The sequence below is a fragment of the Bacillus sp. FSL R5-0654 genome, from assembly GCF_038008745.1.
GTDB lineage: Bacteria > Bacillota > Bacilli > Bacillales > Bacillaceae > Bacillus > Bacillus safensis.
Window position 1 is genome coordinate 1816739 of sequence record NZ_JBBOZV010000001.1, and the last position, 16516, is coordinate 1833254.

14 protein-coding genes are annotated in these 16516 nt (G+C 40.2%); 1 reads left to right on the forward strand and 13 read right to left on the reverse strand.

Annotated features, from left to right (window positions below; genetic code table 11):
- Positions 1-171: 171 nt before the first annotated feature.
- From NSS76_RS09085 to NSS76_RS09105, 5 genes are all read right to left on the reverse strand, one after another.
- Positions 172-1092 carry an alpha/beta hydrolase fold domain-containing protein gene (locus NSS76_RS09085; protein ID WP_024425175.1) on the reverse strand — a complete coding sequence of 307 codons (921 nt, stop codon included), beginning with the start codon at positions 1090-1092 and terminating at the stop codon, positions 172-174.
- 34 nt (positions 1093-1126) lie between these two features.
- On the reverse strand, positions 1127-1528 hold the full coding sequence (locus NSS76_RS09090; RefSeq protein WP_024425176.1) for a MerR family transcriptional regulator: 402 nt from the start codon (positions 1526-1528) through the stop codon (positions 1127-1129).
- A gap of 157 nt (positions 1529-1685) precedes the next feature.
- Positions 1686-3149: a glycoside hydrolase family 1 protein gene (locus NSS76_RS09095; RefSeq protein WP_171464276.1), complete on the reverse strand. Its 1464-nt coding sequence runs from the start codon at positions 3147-3149 to the stop codon at positions 1686-1688.
- A 23-nt stretch (positions 3150-3172) separates the two neighbouring features.
- Positions 3173-5074, reverse strand: a complete 1902-nt coding sequence (locus NSS76_RS09100) for a beta-glucoside-specific PTS transporter subunit IIABC (RefSeq protein ID WP_341081871.1) — start codon at positions 5072-5074, stop codon at positions 3173-3175.
- A 113-nt stretch (positions 5075-5187) separates the two neighbouring features.
- Positions 5188-6030, reverse strand: coding sequence for a PRD domain-containing protein (locus tag NSS76_RS09105; RefSeq protein ID WP_073205807.1), 843 nt, complete (start codon positions 6028-6030; stop codon positions 5188-5190).
- 343 nt (positions 6031-6373) lie between these two features.
- Between NSS76_RS09105 and NSS76_RS09110 the strand changes: the two genes are divergently transcribed.
- A complete protein-coding gene (locus NSS76_RS09110; RefSeq protein ID WP_257802829.1) occupies positions 6374-6682 on the forward strand; it encodes a DUF4870 domain-containing protein in 309 nt (102 codons plus the stop codon).
- A 58-nt stretch (positions 6683-6740) separates the two neighbouring features.
- Here the strand turns inward: NSS76_RS09110 and NSS76_RS09115 are convergent, their stop codons facing one another.
- The 8 genes from NSS76_RS09115 to iolB all read right to left on the reverse strand — a co-directional run bounded on the left by NSS76_RS09115 (position 6741) and on the right by iolB (position 16508).
- Positions 6741-8144 (reverse strand): sensor histidine kinase, encoded by a 1404-nt coding sequence (locus tag NSS76_RS09115; protein WP_257802828.1) that lies wholly within the window; start codon positions 8142-8144, stop codon positions 6741-6743.
- Positions 8145-8146: 2 nt separating this feature from the next.
- On the reverse strand, positions 8147-8854 hold the full coding sequence (locus NSS76_RS09120; protein ID WP_122631331.1) for a response regulator transcription factor: 708 nt from the start codon (positions 8852-8854) through the stop codon (positions 8147-8149).
- 141 nt (positions 8855-8995) lie between these two features.
- The gene (locus NSS76_RS09125) at positions 8996-10261 is read right to left on the reverse strand and encodes a glucuronoxylanase (RefSeq protein ID WP_122631330.1); all 1266 of its coding nucleotides are present in this window, start codon (positions 10259-10261) and stop codon (positions 8996-8998) included.
- Between the two features lie 35 nt (positions 10262-10296).
- Positions 10297-11835, reverse strand: coding sequence for a glycoside hydrolase family 43 protein (locus tag NSS76_RS09130; RefSeq protein ID WP_341081881.1), 1539 nt, complete (start codon positions 11833-11835; stop codon positions 10297-10299).
- Between the two features lie 253 nt (positions 11836-12088).
- On the reverse strand, positions 12089-13123 hold the full coding sequence (locus NSS76_RS09135) for a Gfo/Idh/MocA family oxidoreductase (protein WP_044334537.1): 1035 nt from the start codon (positions 13121-13123) through the stop codon (positions 12089-12091).
- 64 nt (positions 13124-13187) lie between these two features.
- Entirely contained in the window at positions 13188-14648 is a 1461-nt protein-coding gene (locus NSS76_RS09140; protein ID WP_149126597.1) for a CoA-acylating methylmalonate-semialdehyde dehydrogenase, read from the reverse strand.
- A 19-nt stretch (positions 14649-14667) separates the two neighbouring features.
- Positions 14668-15678, reverse strand: coding sequence for a 5-dehydro-2-deoxygluconokinase (gene iolC, locus NSS76_RS09145; RefSeq protein WP_341081883.1), 1011 nt, complete (start codon positions 15676-15678; stop codon positions 14668-14670).
- A complete protein-coding gene (gene iolB, locus NSS76_RS09150) occupies positions 15678-16508 on the reverse strand; it encodes a 5-deoxy-glucuronate isomerase (RefSeq protein ID WP_151039530.1) in 831 nt (276 codons plus the stop codon). Before iolB ends, iolC begins: the two co-directional genes overlap by 1 nt.
- Positions 16509-16516 lie beyond the last annotated feature (8 nt).

A 16516-nucleotide genomic window follows, 5' to 3' on the forward strand; every position in this document is an offset into this window, starting at 1 on the left:
ATCCGCACGTTGTAAACAAAAAATGGAATTTAAGGAATGTTTAATCTGAGGCGGATTGACATTCTAAATGTATGTCATGTTGAATGGAAAAAGACTGCTTTCAGTAAGCAGCCCATTTCGCTAAGCTTTCAAATATTCAAGCCGGAGCATTTTGATATGTGAAAAGAGCATCTAACTATTTATCACCTGAATGATTTTTTCCTGAGCGTCTTGTGCCTCAGGGATTGGCATGACGACAAATACATGCAGCATTTCTGGATAAACAAAGGTTTTCATGTCAATTCCTTGTTCTGTTAGCTTTTCATCAAGTTTTAGTGCATCTGGATATAAAATATCATGTGTTCCAATAAAATGAGTGATCTTCGCAAGACCGTTAAAGTCACCGTGAATTGGACTGATTAATGGGTCAGTTACCTTTTTATCTGCTGCCCACATTTTTGTAATGACATCTATTCCTTCTGGCGCTAGAATGGGATCTTTATCGGCATATTCAAATATAAGAGGATTGCTTAAACTCATATCAACACATGCAGATAATAAAATGATATCCTTCGGCTGCGGCAGACCTTCCATCTTTAAGAGGTGCGCAAGGCCAAGAGAGATATTTCCGCCCGCTGAATCACCCATGATCGTTAATTGATCGGTACTCTCAATTGTTTTTAGTATTTCTTTATATAGATTTAGAATTTTTGGATAGGTATCTTGGTAGCTGTAATGAGGTAATTTAGGGTAAATAGGAGCGATCACTTTGGCGTTAAGGGACCTAGCCATTTTATTCATGTACCACCAATGGAAATCGAGAGGCTGGTTTACCCAGGCACCACCATGTATATATAAAATCACCTTTTGTTTTTGCGACATTTGGTCATTCAATGTGAAAACCTGCATTTCTTCGAAAGTCTGCTCCTTTATCTCACTCTTTAATTTCACATCGTCTCCGATTGCATAAGGCTTTATATTTTCTATTTGAGACAGAAGATTTTTGGTTTTTTCGACACTAGCAAAACTCTCTTTATTACTTTGGGACGTGAATAATGTTTCAAATTGAATACTTTCTTCAGAACGTTCTCCATTAAAAATGTCGATACTCATTTTGTTTCCTCTCCTTTACTTTAAGCAGATATGTTTATTCGTCATCCTGATTCATCATACGAAATGATTTGAGATACACTTGTACTTCTTTCTCAGGAGTCTTTAATAAGTTAGATAAAAGGTCTTGTATGAGACGGAGACTGTCAATTTTCTTTTCAATTTCTTCATGTTTTTGATGTACAATTCTTTTTAAAGTATCAAGTTCTATGTCTTGACTCAGCATTTCCAATATTTCTTTTATTTCCTTTAGTGAATAACCCAATGATTTGGCATCTTTGATCAATTGAATTTTCACAATATAATCTTCTGTGTATAGTCTATAACCGTTCGAACGGCGTCTCGGGACAGGTAAAATGTTGTGTTCTTCATAGTAACGAATTGCGGCAGGGCTTATTCCTGTTTGTTTGGCAAGTTCTCCTCTAGTCATCAACTCCATCGTTACCCCTTTTTCGTAATTTTGTCTTTCTATATTTACATTATAAAGGTTGAAGTATACTTCAAGGTCAAGATACGTTTTCGTAAAAAACAAAACACCATCGCATGCAGCCGGTTAAGGCGCCCTGAGATGGTGTTTTACATCATTCAATTTGCTTTTATAGGTCTTCTCCATTTGATGCGATTACATTTTTGTACCAGAAGAATGAGTCTTTGCGGTAACGATTCAGTGTACCATTTCCTTGGTCGTCTTGATCCACATAGATCAAACCATAGCGTTTAGTCATTTGAGATGTTCCGCAGCTGATTAAGTCAATGCAGCCCCAAGGTGTGTACCCCATTAGGTCAACACCTTCTTTTACGGCTTCTTTCATCTGTTCAATATGTTTTTTCAAATAATCAATTCGATAATCATCGTGTACTTTTCCGTCTTGTGTCAATGTATCCCTTGCACCAAGTCCATTTTCACAAACAAATAAAGGTTTTTGGTATCTGTCATACAGTTTAATTAATGAAATGCGCAGACCCATTGGATCGATTGGCCAATCCCATTGTGATAATTCCAAGTGTTCATTTTTAATCGGACTGTCAAACGTACCCGCTAGCTCAGCTGCATCTTCACGTGCTTCTGCTACGTGTGACATATAGTAGCTGATCGCAACAAAATCAACCGTGCCTTCTTTTAAAATTTGTTCATCCTGCTCTTTAATATCCAGCTTGATTTGATTATCAGCAAAGTATTTCACCATGTATGTTGGATATTCGCCTCTAGCTTGTACATCTGGATAGAACATATTCAATTGATTCGATTTGACTGCCTGCAGCTGATCCTCTGGTTTTGTTGTTTTTGCATAGGCTTCAATCTGGTTAATCATACAGCCAATTTGGACATCTGGAATGATTTCCTTCGCAGCCTTCACTGTTAAGGCACTTGCCACAAATTGATGATGAGATGCTTGGTAAGCAGCTTGTAATTTATGGTCTACTAGATCCTCTAAAATTCCAGCACCTGTATAAAGGCTATTGAGGTTCATATTCATTTCATTAAACGTAATCCAATATTTCACTTTGTTTTTATATCTTTCTAAAATCGCACGTGCGTATTTTTCGAACAATGGGACAAGCTCTCTACTCATCCATCCATTATATTTTTCTGTTAAAGTAATCGGCATTTCATAATGAGACATCGTTACTAGCGGTTCAATTCCATATTTCGCACATTCATCAAATACTTTATCGTAAAAAGCCAATCCTTCTTCATTCGGCTTGTCCTCTAAGCCTGTTGGAAAGATTCTTGCCCATGAGATAGACAAACGAAATACTTTAAATCCCATTTCTGCAAACAGTGCAATATCTTCTTCATAACGATGATAAAAATCAATTCCGCGTCTTTTTGGGAAATCAAATGCATCAGGACTTTCCTTGTACTTGTTTAGTTCAGCTGAACTCACATCGAATGTAAAGTTGTTCACTTTTCCTTGTGCATAAGGATCTTTATATGCAGCGAAGTCTGAAGTTGACAGCCCTTTTCCACCTTCTAAATATGCACCCTCAATTTGATTGGCAGCGGTTGCGCCACCCCATAGAAAATTATCTGAAAATCCTTTTTTTAATTCTTTCATTTCAATCATCCCTTCTATTTTGATTAATGAATGAGCATTAAGAGTTTATTTTCTCCTGCGTTGACATAAGAGTCACCTGTATAAATAACATCCAGGTACTTCGAGGAATTAGTGACGATCATAGGTGTCACGACATCTAATCCTTTTGATTGAATTCCTTCTATATCAAAGGATAATAAATGATCCCCGATGTTGATTTCATCTCCTTCTTCCACCAATACCTCAAAGAATTGACCATTTAGGGTGACGGTATCAATCCCTACATGTATTAATAATTCAACCCCATCATCTGAAACCAAACCTATTGCATGTTTAGTAGGTGTAACGGTCACTACTTTTCCGGCAAACGGCGCTTGTACCACCCCCTTATCAGGTATAATCGCTACTCCCTTGCCCATCATTTCGCTTGAAAAGACGGCATCATTTACGTCAGATAAAGGAACGACTTTACCAGTTATAGGTGCTTGTACTTCATAAGGATTTACTTGTCTGGCAGCTTGTTGATTGACTGCATTCTCTGGATTTTTAGATGGCTTCTCCTGTTTTTCCGGCTGATCTTCTTCTTTTGTGGCAGGTTCCTTAAAACCAAGGAACATAGTGACTAGCAGGGATACTAAAAAGCTCAGTGCTATTCCAATTAGAGCCAGCTGGAAATTGTTTGTGCCTTTCATAATGTAAGTTGGCAGAGATGTAATACCTGGAATTGAAAATGCTGTCGTTTTGACTGAGAATAAACCATAAAAACATCCGCCAACTGCGCCGCCTATTAATGAAGCATAGAAAGGCTTTTTCAGTCTCAGTGTTACGCCATAAATGGCTGGTTCTGTGATACCAAAGAAACTCGGAAGCAAGGTTGATAACGCTAAAGACCTTGTTTCTACTCGTTTTGTGCGAATGATGACACCTAAAACGGCGCCTGCTTGTGCCATATTGGCAATAAAGTTCATCGGAAGCAGCATGACATCGTAACCAACTTTTTCAAAGCTGGCAAACGTGCTTGGGAAGAATGCGTAATGCATCCCAGTTAACACAATTAAAGGCATGAGGCCTCCCATTAATAAACCTGCAATCGGTCCAGCAAAATGGAATAAAGAAGTGAAAAAGATCTCTAAATACTGGCCGAAAACGTTTCCAACAGGAGCTATGAAAGCTAGTGTAAGAGGCGCTGTGATCATTAAGCTCAGTACTGGTGTAAACACGATACTTAAGGACTTTGGAATCACTTTCGTCATCCATTTATCGACAAAGCTAAGCAGCAGCACGCCTAAAATAATCGGTAAGACTGAAGAAGTATAATTATATAATGGAATACTCAACCCTAAAAAACTAAGTGGATCTGCCCCTTTTACTGCACCTTCCACCATCGTGGGATACAATAAAATCCCAGCCAAGGCCATCGCGAGAGATTCTCGTGTTTTAAATTTCTTCGCTGCAGAATAAGCGATGAGGAAAGGTAAAAAGTAAAAGACTGCATTTGAAAAGATTTGAAGCACAGCATAGGTAGAGCTTTTTTCCGTCATCCAGCCTAAACTAACGAACAAAGCCATGATCCCTTTAATCAATCCACTACCAACAATCGCCGGCAAAATGGGTGTGAAAATTCCGCTAATGACATCGAATACGACTTCGATTGGATTCATTTTTGACGTATTTTTAGCAGAAGTAGAATCATTGCTGCTCTCTCCAATCAGATGGTCGATTTCCTCATAGACTTCTGCAACCTTTGCTCCAATAATGACTTGGAATTGTCCGCTTTGGAATTGCGCTCCCAGCACACCGTCTACTGTTTTCAGTTCATCTACTTTCACCTGTTTTTCATCGTTGATATTAAATCTCAGCCTCGTAATACAATGCCAGCTTTGAGATATATTGCCGGTTCCACCCATTAATTTGATAATTTCTTGCGCCAATTCTTTGTTTCCCATGTCTTCACCCCTTCATTTTCACAAAAAAAACCTAAACAAAATCCACCATTAGAAAGACTTCTAAATGGAGATTTGTTTAGGTTAATGCTTTTTCATAACACGCCTAAAAGAAATCATTTATTCTGTTGATGTTTCTTTGTAATTCTTTCAATATGAATGACTAGAAAAACAAGTTCGTCTTCAGTGACATTCCAATTGAATTCCCGCTTTAACATTTCTTTAATAATTAAACCGCATGCATAGCTCTTCATATAACGATCCTGAATTAATTCTTTTAATGAATCATCCATTTGCTGAGGCGGTTGATTTGTTTCTTGTCTGACAATAAAATATCTCAAATGAGTGATAAACCTCGAATAATCTATTGATGATTTATCTAATACCATCTCGAAAATGTTTTGAATAATCTTAACGATTTCCTTCGTGAGATGGGTCATTTTGATCGTATCTCCCATAGACTGACCATCTATTTGAGCGTTTACAAAATGAAGGGCAATGAGTGAAGCCTCTGTATCATGAAAAGTAATTCCCATCATTTTTTGAATAATTTTAAGTGCTTTTTTCCCAATTTGATATTCTTGAAAATATAGATGTGGAATTTCCCATACAATAGGGTTTTCATATTCCATTTTTTCTTGATGCCTTTGAATAGAAAAGGTAAGATGATCAGATAGCGAAAACAGCATGCTAGAACCTAATTTTTTATTCAACATCTCTTCGCCCATATGAATGATTTTTTCAGTTAATAAAAGGATATCAGTTGGGATAGCGGCAAGTTGAGATTCTAATGGAGACGTCTGATCAGAATAAAACGTCTTACTGACAGCGCTCTCATCAAGTGTATCACCCTTTTTCTTCTTAAAGCCTATTCCTGTACCAAAAACAACTACTTCATTTTGAGTGTCTGTTAGAGCTAATACAATATTATTGTTTAAAACTTTAACGACGGTGAACATCTTCATCCCACCTTACCTAAAACTGCTAAAAAAGCATAAAAAAAACACCAAAATCTCAGCAAACAACGTACAAATGTACAACATGTTTACCTGACTTGGTGGTGCCTGATGATATCAGTAACACTCCTGCATCGGTTACGACTTTATTGTAAACACAGGATAAACCAAAGTCAACTATTTTTTTCGGTAAAATAGATTTAAATACCTATATTATATTATGTCGTTTATAAATTATTTTAAAAGGTAAACATTTTTAAGGTTGCTGTAAGGTTCAGATTAATACGGATTAAGGTTGAGGTAGTACAATGTGTTTGTAGTCAATAAATCATAGAGGTGAAACGTTTTGAGAGAAAATAAAATCTTGTCATCATTATGTTACTTCAGTATCTTTTTCGCACCATTTTTGTTCCCAATTATCGTCTATTTCTTAGGTCAGGACGAAGTGAAATATCATGCGAAAAAATCATTATGGACGCATGTCATACCTTATTTGATTTTTGGTATTGGCATCCTTGGTTCAGGTTTACTTGGTATGAAAGATATCAGCCATGCGGGGCCTTTCTTAATTGGGACATATGCAGTGACATTCCTTGTTGCCATCTACTTCTTCATTTGGAACATTGTGAAAGGCATCAAAGTATTTTCAGAATAAATAATTAGGTGAAAAAACGGTTCTGTTGTTGAACAGAACCGTTTTTTTTTGTCTATTTTTATGCTGGTAGTTGGATATCAATTGTTGTTCCTTTTCCTACACTGCTGCGGATCGTGATGTCCCCGCCGTGCTTGACGATAATATCCTTTGCAATGGCCATCCCAAGACCAGAGCCAGCATGTGAAACTCCTGTATTCGTCCCCCTGTAATAGCGGTCAAACACTTTTTCCAGCTCTGCCTCTTCTATTCCTCTGCCGTTGTCTTGGATCGTGATATGGGTTTTTTCTTTTTGTTCAAGCTGTACAATGATCGTCACATCAGGATCATTGTGAACGAGGGCATTTAAAATCAGATTGGTAACCGCTCTTCGAATGAGGATTTTATCAATATTCAGCATGAGCTTGTCTTCATTCGTTTGAAGCTCAATCGTCTGATCCGCATATCTTGAATCGTTTAAAATATCAATTAACGTTTCCCGCAGCAGTGACACGATGTTGACCAGCTCTTTATTGAGCATGACGCCGTTATTTTTCAGCCTTGTCGTTAAATTCAGATCCTCCATAACATCTTTGATATACAATGACTTATTCTCAATGATGCCCGCGTAATGTCTGATGTCTTGCTTTGAAAGAGGATACTTTGGGTCTTTCATGATTTCTGCATAGCCTTGAATAGAAGCGAGCGGCGTTTTAATATCATGAGAAATATGGCTGATCCATTCTTCACGCATTTGCTCTAGTTTGTCTTTTTCTTTTTTGCTTGAAGCGAGCTGCTCTGATAAGTGATTGATATTATAGAAGACATCTTTATAAATTCCTTTAGCAGGCAGATTTGTCGTGTAATCTCCGTTTGCCAGCCGCTGGATGCTATGAATGGCACGGCCGAGCGGTTTTGTGAGCTGCCGGCTGAATAAGTAACCAATGAGTAAAGCTATGATGGCATCAATTGATAATAAAATCATCGTCCCAATATTGAATCTTGTTACTAAATCCTTCGTGTCAAACGAGAATAGGTATTTTCCAATGGAAGGATCTTTAAATCCGATAAAGTAACTGTATTCTTTGCCCTTTACTTTTTTTCCGCCAGCATAAATGGTCGATAATAATTGCTTATCTTTATATTTATGTAAGTTCACGATGTCAATCGGTGTATATTTGTTCTTTAATCCTTTAGGTGCCTGCGCATGATACACGTCTTGTCCATTTTCGTCTAAAATTTGAATCCATGCATTCTGTTGTTTTAAGGCTTTCTGCCCTTCTTTGTTTACGGTTATCCCTTGATCAGAAAAAGAGACGTATTGTTCAAATGATCTTGTAAAAGTTTCCGGCGTATTTTCCTCGTTATGCTGGCTGTTTGCCTGAAGTACGAGCCAAATCATAAATACGAATAAGTTGATAAAGACTGTGATTATGGTCACGATAATGACAGAGACCATATATCTGCCTGTTAATCGCCATTTCATCCTTACGCATCCTTTACAACAAATTTATAGCCAAGCCCTTTGACTGTAACGAGAAACTCTGGTGTTGACGGGGAATTTTCTATTTTTTCCCGAAGTCTTCGGATATGAACCATCACTGTATTGTCAGAACCGAAGAAGTCTTCCCCCCAAACAGTTTGATAAAGCGTTTCTTTACTGATGATGCGGTTCGGATGCTGCAAGAAGTAGGTCATCAGCAGAAGCTCTTTCGGCGTGAGCTCAATGACCGTGCCGTTTTTCGTCAGTTCTGCTTGCTGCTCGTTTAATTCAAACGGCCCTTTTTTGATCACGGGATCGGCTTGAAATGACTGCAAGTATGAGAGCCGTCTCAGCTGCGCTTTCACCCGGTAGGCGACTTCCTTTGGGCTGAATGGTTTTGTAATGTAGTCATCCCCGCCGATGGCAAGTCCTACAATTTTGTCTGTTTCCTCTCCCTTTGCTGATAAAAAGATAATCGGAACATGGGAGGTCTCTCTGATTTGTCTGCAAATATCATAGCCTTCACCGTCTGGCAGCATAATATCAAGTATGACAAGATCGGGCTGTTCTTGATGAAATTTCGTGAGCCCCTCACGGGCAGTTGAAGCTGTTATGACACGATCAATGCCTTCTCTTGTTAATACTGTGTTGATTAATTCCAAAATTTCTTTTTCGTCATCGATCATTAATACTTTGCTTTGATGCTTTGGCATACATTGATCACTCTCCTGAAGTCATTGCCATTATTATACCCAATGTAAGAACATAGTGAAAAAATCAACTTCCTATTTGCATAAAAAAAGCCAATTTTCTTTTAAAATAAGAAAATTGGCTTTTGGTGATTCAATTAATTTTTAGCGTTTGACTACAAATGTTGTCACACTTTGAGCCGGGAGATGAGCCCAAAATTGATTACCTGATATATTTAAGTCTGTACCCGGCTGAAGGTTGCTGTTGCTGCTCGTAATCCATCTTGATGCTTGCGAAGCAGTTCCATTTTGCATCACAAAGTGCTGATTGACTCCTGTATTGTTTTTGTTAATCGCGACAATGACGACCTGATTGTTTCCTTTGTAGGCAGATACGAAAACATTTGGTTCAGGACTTTTCGTTGCATCAATTCTGACGTATCCTGGGCGTACAAACTTGGAGAAATGCGCCATGTTGTAACCGCGTTTACTGATCAGGCCGTCTTCCTTCATAGGGCCGTAGGATCTGCGGATGTACCACCAAACATATGCCTGAAAGTCACCTTCCACCATCGAATGGTGAATATGCTCTGAAACCCCTAATGCCTCAGGCCAGCGGTCCGCTGAATTGTTATCGCTGTTCGGGTAGTAGACCTCTGTCATCCAAAGCTCCTTCCCCCCTCCTTTTTGTTTGAACAATGGATACGGAAGCTGGCTGATTTGGGTTCCGTACAAATGGGCTCCGAGAATGTCCATATTTCCTAGCGCTTGTGGATCATTTAAGATAGGATCTGATATATTTTTAAGGTATTGAAAGGATTCTGGTGCAATCACGCGGGCATTAATGGAGCCGGCATTTTCTCTCATGAAACGCAGGATTTCCTGAGGCGTCCACCATGTCCATTCATGTGCATAATCGGGCTCGTTTTGTACTGATATCGCATAGAGATTGACGCCATTATTTTTCATATACGTCACAAAATCGTTCAGATGCTGAGCATATGCAGCGTATTGATTGTATCTCAGACGCTTTGCAGTTGTACCATTACGGTTGAAAGTCTCGACCATATGGCTTGGAGGATTCCAAGGTGAAGCGATCACTAAAGCTCCATGCTCTATTGCTCTTTTGGCTGTGGCGACCTCTCTGTGCCAATTATTTCTGTTCTCATCTACAAAAATTCTTAGAATGGAAAACCCTAATTGATTCTGCCCATTGCCAAAAGCGGTTTCCCTTTGAGGTGCGGTCAAATCACCAATCCAAGCCGGGTGGTTCATTCCGCCAAAGCCGCGAATCACTTGTCTTTCTGCATTGATATTAATATTGGCATCTACTGCTGAAACTTCAGTGACACCAGGTCCGATGAACATGACAGACAGCATGGTGAAGCAGATCAAGAAAGTACAGATTGGTTTTTTGATCATTGAAATCAAATTTTTCCACTCTCCTATCATTTTGTCATCCTTTGTTATTGAGTAAACCGCCAGGAATCAAACTGAAATAGGTTTGAACCTGTTCCAGTAAAGACAAAAAATACGTTGTGCACGCCAGTTGCTCCTTTTACTGTCGTTTCTACTTCTCGCCAATTGTTTGTTCCGCCTGTGGGAGGGACATTTAGTGTCCCAACGAGTCTGCCGTCAGGGCTTCCGAGGCGTACTTCTATTTTTCCGCCTGCATTTGATGCTACATTGGCTTTAAATGTTCTTGCGCCGTTTGATCCGAAATCGACGTTACTGGCAGCCACCCAATCTCCGTTTTGAATGTTTGTGACATGCTGGTTATTGACCGGTCCGCCTGGAGCTGAAGATGCCTCTGTCAAAATGCGTCCATTCCATGCGAATGTTTCAGCTTCTACCCGCTGATAAGGATTCAGGTTGGAAAGCTGTTTGACCCCTTCAAAATTGGCTGCAACCTCTCGAAGGGAGCCGTCAGCATTATGCACAAGCTTATTTATATGTGGAGATCTGTAGCCTTTTCCTGCCCCGTATAAGGCAGAGCTGACCGTTTGGGTATGATACACGACATACCACTCGTTTTTAAAATTGAACACAGCATGATGGTTGTTACCGCCTCCACCGAAAAATGCACCCGGATTTTTCAGGAAATGCCCTCTATACGTAAAGGGACCCATCGGACTTGAGCTCGTCATATAACCGATCTCACCAGGTGGTTTATCTGCTGGGTGGGAGCCGCCAAAGTTGATGCAATAGGAATAGTAATAGGTTCCGTTATACTTATGCATCCCTGAGTCTTCAAACATAAAAGGAGCATCAATGGTCGAGGCGCTGCCCACAACACTTGTCATATCAGGCCCTAGTTTTAAGACTCTTGCTGTTTTCGGATTGGCCCATTGTCCCTGCGTTGGATTAGAACCGCCTGGTACACCTCCGCCGGCATATAAATACCCAGTGCCGTCATCATCTACAAAAACGGCTGGATCAAACAGCCATACAACCCCAGACATTCCTGGTGTATTTGGCGTGACGAGCGCTTTTCCGATAGGATCTGTCCATGGGCCGATTGGGGAGTCTGCTGTCAGAACACCAATCCCTCCGCCGCTGTTCGCGAAATAAAGGAAAAATTTATCTTTCCCATTGATTTTTTTCACCGCCGCTGATGGAGCCCAGGAAGCACCTGCCCATTTAGCGATCCCTTTGCCGCCATTTGCTCCATTTGCACCGGCTACTGGAATCGCGCCATGATCTGTCCAGTTCACCATATCTGCTGAAGAGATGACGAAGACCCTATTCAAATTGGCAAAAGAATTATCCTTAATCGTTCCGTTGCTGTGATATTCATAGTCATCACTCGACATATAAATGTACACTCTTCCGTTATAGGTGAGCGCAAACGGATCAGCGCCCAAGTGGTGGTCTATGAGCGGGTTTGCATTTCCTACACGTTTTGCAATTGTTGTGCTTGCCGCACTCGCATCATATACCGGTAAAAAGCTCAGTACCAAAGCAAAAATCAATAAACCAACGCCGCACTTCATCCTCGTCCTCATCGTTTCATTTCCTCCTGTTTTCATCTTCCTAATATTGGGGTTTAGGCCCAATTTCAAAATATGTTGATAGATACTGATGAAGAATGAATAGAAAGAATGATTTCTAGGGCAAATCCTTGCTGGAATCACGATGAAAACCCTTACTTTTTGACTAGAAGACAACAAAAAAAGCAGTCTCCCATGATGGAGCTGCATTTTTTCTTTTTTGGAATGAAAAAGAGACTGCTTTCAGCAGCCTCTTCTTTTGAATTGATTATACTTTTTCAGGGACAAATGATTGATGATAAAAGGCTGGACGTTCTTGGAGATGGATTGGTGTTGTCTCACCAGTTGCCTTTGCTTTAAGACAAGCATCTGCTGTTACGGCAGCTACATATCCATCCCAAGCAGTAGGTCCATTTACTTCTCCTTTTAAGGAGGAATTGATCCAATCCTGCAATTCTTCGTCATAGGCTGCCTTAAATCGATGCTGCCAGTCTGTTAAGATATTTGTAGATCGTGTTGCCTGACTATGCAAAACGACACTGGCAGGATCAGGCAGACTTGCAATTCCTTTTTCACCGACAATTTGACACTGAATGTCATAGCCGTACTGACAATGAACGAATATTTCGCTGTTGATGATGGTTCCTTGTTGCGTCTTCATGATCACTATTAAAGGATCTTGTAAGTGCTCAGCAGCTTGCTGCGTTTTTTTAGGTGCAATGACTTGTACGGATACGTATTCATCATTTAGTAACCAGCGGTGGACATCGATTTCATGAATGAATGTATCGACAATTGACATATCTCCTGTATATGTGTCAGGGACGGTTTGGTTTCTATGTGCAGCATGAATTATTAATGGTTCACCTACTTGTCCTTCATCCAGTACTTGTTTTAAAGCGCGATATCCCGAATCGTACCGGCGCATATATCCAACCTGTACGAGTAATTTCCCTTTCTTCATTTCAGCCTCGACTATACGAATGCAGCCTTCTGCTGTGGTTGCAAGTGGTTTTTCACAAAAAACAGGTTTATTAGCTTCAATAGCAGCTAACACATATTCTTCATGTGTCGGCCCCCATGATGTGACGATAACGGCATCTACCTCATCTGATTGAATGAGTTGATGGCCATCCTCATAAATACGTGCATCAAGGCTGAATGCATCTACGATGGCTTTTGCCTGCTGTCTGTTCACATCAGTAACAGCCACCACTCTTCCTTTAGACAGCGTATTTGTAATTCGTTTCATATGATCTTGACCAATGGCACCTATACCAATAACACCAATCTTTAATTCCATCTAGTGACCTCCTGTTTTTGTGCTTTTCGCACAGCTGTTTTGAAATTGATAGGAGTATGTTGTATTACATATAACGAGCGGTGACCATTTTCTTTCTAGTATAAAATTCAACACCGTCCGTGCCATTTGCGTGCAGGTCGCCATAGAATGAATCTTTCCAACCTGAGAATGGGAAAAATGCCATTGGTGCTGGAACGCCGACATTAATACCTAACATGCCTGCATCAATATTCTCGCGGAATTCCCTCACACTTGATGCACTATCAGTGTAAAGGCAGGCACCATTTGCAAATTTAGACTCATTGGCAATTTCAATAGCATCAGCAAGCGATGAAACGCGAACAATGGATAAAACGGGAGCGAAAATTTCGTCCTGCCAAATTTTCATTTCTTTTGTTACATGATCAAAAATAGTCGGTCCGATAAAGTATCCTTCTCCCTCTGTTTCACGATCTTTGCGGCCATCACGAATGAGACTCGCTCCTTCTTCAATACCTGATTGAATATATTGAAGCGTTCGTTCTTTGTGACTTTCCCGAATGACTGGGCCGAGGAAAACATCTTCATTCATGCCATTTCCAATGACCATTTGATTGGATTCAGCGATTAATTTTTGAATGAGCTCGTCAGCGATATCTTCTTCTACTGTGACAACAGCTGCAGCCATACATCTTTCTCCAGCAGAGCCAAAGGCAGCACCAACAATTTGTTTGACGGCTGCATCTATATCTGCGTCTTTTAGGACAATGGAGTGATTTTTAGCCCCTGCAAGTGCTTGGACACGTTTGCCATGCTCTGTTCCTTTTTTATAGACATATTCTGCGACTGGCTGAGAGCCGACAAATGAAATAGCTTTGACGTTTTGATGTTCAAGCAGGCCGTTAACGACATCGTGAGCCCCATTGACTATGTTAAGAACACCTTTTGGAAGACCCGCTTCTTCAAACAGCTCTGCTAACCGTGCCGCAAGAACAGGCGTACGTTCTGAAGGTTTTAAGACAAACGTATTTCCGCAGGCAATGGCAAGCGGGAACATCCAGCAAGGAACCATCATTGGAAAGTTAAATGGCGTAATGCCGCCAATGACGCCAATAGGATAGCGGTACATGCCTGATTCAAGTCCAGTCGCAATATCTGGCAGCTGTTTTCCCATCATTAAAGTTGGGGCACCTGCTGCGAATTCGACGCATTCAATGCCTCGCTGTACTTCTCCGCGTGCTTCAGTTAAGCTTTTTCCATTTTCGAGCGTAACCAGTTCGGCTAATTCTTCCCATTTTTCGACTAATAATTGCTGATATTTAAAGAGAATACGTGCACGTCTTGGTACAGGGGTTTTAGACCAGCTGGAAAACGCTTCTTTTGCTGCTTGAACTGCTCGTTCTACATCTCCTTTTGTTGATAGGGGAACTTCTGCAATGATTTTCCCTGTTGCTGGATTATAAACGGGTTCAGTTTGACTTGTTTCAGCATTTACCCATTCTCCTCCAATATAATTTTTTAATGTTTTGACAGTTGTTTTAGCCATGGTATTCTCTCCTCTACGGTTAAATTGGTTGTGATTGTTCAACTTTTGTTTCGTTTATAAAGTCTTTGATTTCTTTAACTGTGGGCATGGCATCTGATGAACTATGCTTAGAAATTACGATGGAGGCAGAAGCGCTTCCAAAACGCATAGCTTCTTCAATGGACATGTTGTTCATCAGCCCGTAAATAAAGGCTGAAGCATATGAATCACCCGCTCCGAATGTTTTGAGGACCTTTGTTTTAAAGATGCCGCCTCGATATGACTGTCCATCCTGCGTATAAGCGATGGAACCATCACCCCCATGTTTAATAACAACGATTTTGGCATGGTGTGAAAACCATTTTTTGGCGGTTAATTCATCATTTGACGGTCCATCTGCTATGAGTTTTTCCATCATATCAAACTCTTCTCTTGTGCCGATGATCACGTCTGATTTTTCAGCAGCTAAATTGTAATAAATCGCTGTTTCTTGCTCGGTTTGCCAAGTGTATGGACGATAATCCAGGTCAAAGAAGACAGTTACGTGATGCTTACGTGCATAATCAAGTGCCACAAATACTGCTTCTCTTGATGGACTTTTTGCTAGCGCAGTGCCTGAGATGAGTAAGGCTTTCGCCTTTTTGATATATTGTTCAGATACTTCTTGGACATCGATTTTTAAATCTGCTACATTGTCTCGGTACATTAAAATACTGCATTCTTCGGGACTCTTAATCTCAGTAAAAGCAAGACCCGTGACAGCACCAGATTGATCTATGACAATGCCGTCTGTATTGATGTTGTTCTTTTCCAAGTAGCTTGTTGCAAAACGTCCCATCTGATCGTTAGCGACTTTTCCAATGAATCCAGATTTCATACCGAGCCTTGCTAAACCAATGGCAATGTTGGCTGGAGACCCCCCGACGTATTTTGTGAAAGACATCGTCTCTTCCATCGGCCTATTCAGTTCGTTCGCATTCAAATCAATACATAATCTTCCCATTGCAATAACATCAAGCTGCCGATCTTGTTTAAATGATAAGTCTAGCATCAGCGCCCCTCCCTTTTCATACTCAATTTGTTTTTCATCACCCATTCATGTTCAGCATTGTTATGAAACTTCCAAGTTCTCACTGGACCTGCCATGACATTCAAATAATAGATTTCATAGCCTGGTGGTGCTGACACAGGGTGATATCCTTTTGGTACAAGAACGGCGGAACTATCTCTTACAGCCATTGTCTCATCTAGTGAAAGATCATCTGTATATACTCTTTGTAAAACAAAACCTTGTTCTGGGTTTACTTTGTGATAATACGTTTCTTCTAAATAAGATTCGTGCGGTAAATTATCTTGATCATGTTTATGCGGCGGATAGCTCGACCAGTTTCCTTCGGGTGTAAATACTTCCACAACAAGCAGGTGGTCAGCTGGTTCATGTTCGGGTAAAATGTTGTGAACCTGTCTTGCAATATTACCTGCGCCTCTATGTTCAACCCCTACTCGTTCAGGAAGTATGAGACGAGCTGGATATGTGCCTTTTCCAGGTGCACTACAAACGGCAATCTCAATATCTGTTATGGCTTCAATTTCGTAATGATCATCGTTTGGTATATAAATGGAGAAAGGAGGTGTTTTCTCAAAAACATTCATTCGTTCGCCAATTTCTTTCCATGTCTCTTCTTTCGTTTGGAGATGAAGTTTACCTGAGAGAATGACAATGCACACCTCATTTTCACCTGTTTTTTTACGAAGGTTTTCACCTTTTGTCAATGTGTACACCTCAAAGCCAATATAGGTCCAACCTGCTGATTGAGGTGTGATGCTCAGCACATTTCCCTCTTTGTCTCTTTTTTGTTTCGGTACAATTAAATCAGCCATTATGCACA

Bases quoted from the DNA above. Each gene is read 5' to 3' on its own strand.
- NSS76_RS09100 (WP_341081871.1), bottom strand. From the start codon at position 5,074: ATGGGAAACAAAGAATTGGCGCAAGAAATTATCAAATTAATGGGTGGA.
- NSS76_RS09095 (WP_171464276.1), bottom strand. From the start codon at position 3,149: ATGAAAGAATTAAAAAAAGGATTTTCAGATAATTTTCTATGGGGTGGC.
- NSS76_RS09135 (WP_044334537.1), bottom strand. From the start codon at position 13,123: ATGGAATTAAAGATTGGTGTTATTGGTATAGGTGCCATTGGTCAAGAT.
- NSS76_RS09115 (WP_257802828.1), bottom strand. From the start codon at position 8,144: ATGAAATGGCGATTAACAGGCAGATATATGGTCTCTGTCATTATCGTG.
- NSS76_RS09140 (WP_149126597.1), bottom strand. From the start codon at position 14,648: ATGGCTAAAACAACTGTCAAAACATTAAAAAATTATATTGGAGGAGAA.
- NSS76_RS09105 (WP_073205807.1), bottom strand. From the start codon at position 6,030: ATGTTCACCGTCGTTAAAGTTTTAAACAATAATATTGTATTAGCTCTA.
- NSS76_RS09085 (WP_024425175.1), bottom strand. From the start codon at position 1,092: ATGAGTATCGACATTTTTAATGGAGAACGTTCTGAAGAAAGTATTCAA.
- NSS76_RS09090 (WP_024425176.1), bottom strand. From the start codon at position 1,528: ATGGAGTTGATGACTAGAGGAGAACTTGCCAAACAAACAGGAATAAGC.
- NSS76_RS09120 (WP_122631331.1), bottom strand. From the start codon at position 8,854: ATGCCAAAGCATCAAAGCAAAGTATTAATGATCGATGACGAAAAAGAA.
- NSS76_RS09130 (WP_341081881.1), bottom strand. From the start codon at position 11,835: ATGAGGACGAGGATGAAGTGCGGCGTTGGTTTATTGATTTTTGCTTTG.
- iolB (WP_151039530.1), bottom strand. From the start codon at position 16,508: ATGGCTGATTTAATTGTACCGAAACAAAAAAGAGACAAAGAGGGAAAT.
- iolC (WP_341081883.1), bottom strand. From the start codon at position 15,678: ATGCTAGACTTATCATTTAAACAAGATCGGCAGCTTGATGTTATTGCA.